The organism is Camelimonas fluminis (assembly GCF_014656355.1).
GTDB lineage: Bacteria > Pseudomonadota > Alphaproteobacteria > Rhizobiales > Beijerinckiaceae > Camelimonas > Camelimonas fluminis.
In genome coordinates this window covers 1-2226 of record NZ_BNCG01000112.1, presented here as the reverse complement: position 1 = coordinate 2226, position 2226 = coordinate 1, and the positions used below count along the sequence as shown (strand labels likewise).

The following is a 2226-nucleotide window of genomic DNA, read 5'->3' as shown; positions in this document are numbered from 1 at the left end:
CGTTCCGGATGCAACGCAGGACTCCCGCTTTGACGCCAATCCTCTGGTGACCGGAGAGCCCCATCTTCGGTTCTATGCAGGGGCGTTGCTCAAGACGGACGAGGGCCATCCAATTGGAACGGTATGCGTCCTTGACTACCAGCCGAGGGAACTGACGCCAGTCCAGCAGAACGCGCTCCGCATTCTGGCGCGCCAGGTAATGGTCCAGCTTGAGCTGCGGCAGGCGTTGAAGAATCTGGCCCGGCAGAACGCTATTCAGACGCGCCTCAACTCACGGCGCACATTGGTGGCAGAGCGACTGGCGGCCGAGAACGAATTGATCCGGACGGACGAAAAACGTTTGCGTCTCGCACAGCATGCCGCGGGCATTGGAATTTTCGAGCTTGATGTAGCCAGCGACGAACTGGAGGTCTCGGAGGAATTCTGCAGGGTCTTCGGTCTGCCTCTACAACCGAATTATCCGGCCTCGATATTGGAGTCCCTGATTGTTGGTGACGATGAGAGCGCGCGCTCAGACAAAGACAGCCGCGCTCGGGGAACCGCGAAGCTGGACGTTGAATATCGCATTCGCCGGAGAAATGACCGTGAGCTTCGCTGGATAGCCCGTCGGGCGCGTTTTGTCCGGGCGCCAGACGGCAAAGTGCTGAAAATGGTCGGTGTCGTGATGGACATCACGAGCAGCAAGCAGCGTGACGCCCACACCGCGGCTCTCCTGTCCCTTGGGGACCGTCTTCGTGACGCCGGGTCTTTTGCCGAAGCCACACACCACGCTGTCGAAGCGCTTGCAGAGGTCTTCAGGGCGGACCGGCTGGGCTATGCCACTGTTGACCAGAATGAAGGTTCGTTCGTGGTGCAGGCGGAACATCTCGCGCCAGGGTTGCTGCCCATCAGGGGCCGGCATCTTCTCACCGAGCTACCCAGCACACTGGAAATGCTGGCAGACGGTGAACTGGTTGTAGTTGCGGACGCGGTAGCTGATGCTCGGATAGCCGGAGATATGCCAATATTTTCAGAACTGGGAGCGCGGTCTTTCCTGATGGCTCCCGTTCTTGACCGCGGCCGTCTTGAGGGGGTGCTGTTCATACTGCATCGCAAGCCGCGGTCATGGTCCAGGGATGAAATTGAATTTGCACGCCGGGTTGCGGACCGGACGTACGCTACCCTCGAACGGATCGAAGCTGAAGAGCATCAGCGCGTCCTGAACCATGAACTGAGCCACCGGTTGAAAAACACGTTGGCCATGGTGCAGGCAATTGCGTCCCAGACCTTGAGGAAGACCACAGCAGGAGAGGCGGTGGAAGCCTTCATGGCCAGGATACATGCCCTGGCCAAGGCACATGATGTGCTGCTGCAGGAATCGTGGTCCTCAGCGCGGATATACGCAGTTCTGGAACGGGTCCTGGAGGTTCATGCGGATCGGCCCCGCTTTGTGCTGTCCGGTCCGGACATGCGGCTTGGGCCAAAGGCGGGCCTCTCCCTTTCCCTGATATTCCATGAGCTTGCTACAAATGCCGTCAAGTACGGCTCACTTTCGACGCAATCTGGAACGGTGGAGGTTCACTGGAGCATAGGCGCTGACGGAGGCGACGAGACATTTAATTTGAAATGGATAGAGAAGGGCGGGCCCCCTGTATCCGAGCCGAAGCAAAAAGGCTTTGGTTCTCGTCTCATTCAGATGGGGATTGCAGGAACTGGCACGGTTTCCAGGCGTTATGACCCAAACGGATTTGTTGCTGTGTTCCAATTGCCTATGAGCGTCATCAGGGAATTGGTCTGATGACGTTGGAAGGCTCGATATGGATCAAACGCAAAAGCCCCTGACGATCCTCGTTGTTGAAGACGAACCGTTGATCCGGATGGACTTGGTGGACCTGATCGAAGAGGCAGGATTCCATACACTGGAAGCCCGGAATGCCGACGACGCGCTGGCAATCGTGGAGGGTAAAGACGGATTTCAGGTGCTCTTTACCGATGTGGATATGCCGGGCTCCATAGATGGTCTGGAGTTGGCGCGGATCGTCGCGGGGCAGAGGCCCGATGTAAGGATTATCATAACCTCCGGACAAACGGTTCCCACTGATGACGAAATGCCGGCAGGGGCGGTTTTCCTGCCCAAGCCCCATGAAGCATCCCGGTTGGCTGATGTTTTGCAGCCGGGGGATCAAAGTAACCGCTGTTCTCAGGCCACGGCCTTGATTGGGTCCGAGGCGTATGCCCATGGCAGCA

Annotated in this window: 2 protein-coding genes; both read left to right on the top strand. The window is 58.0% G+C overall.

Features of this window, described 5'->3' with window-relative positions; genetic code table 11:
* A partial coding sequence (locus tag IE243_RS22570) for an HWE histidine kinase domain-containing protein (protein ID WP_191321532.1) occupies positions 1 to 1777 on the top strand: 1777 nt, incomplete at its 5' end.
* Positions 1778 to 1796: 19 nt separating this feature from the next.
* Positions 1797 to 2226, top strand: a 430-nt coding sequence (locus tag IE243_RS22565) for a response regulator (protein ID WP_191321531.1), incomplete at its 3' end; no start/stop codon positions are given.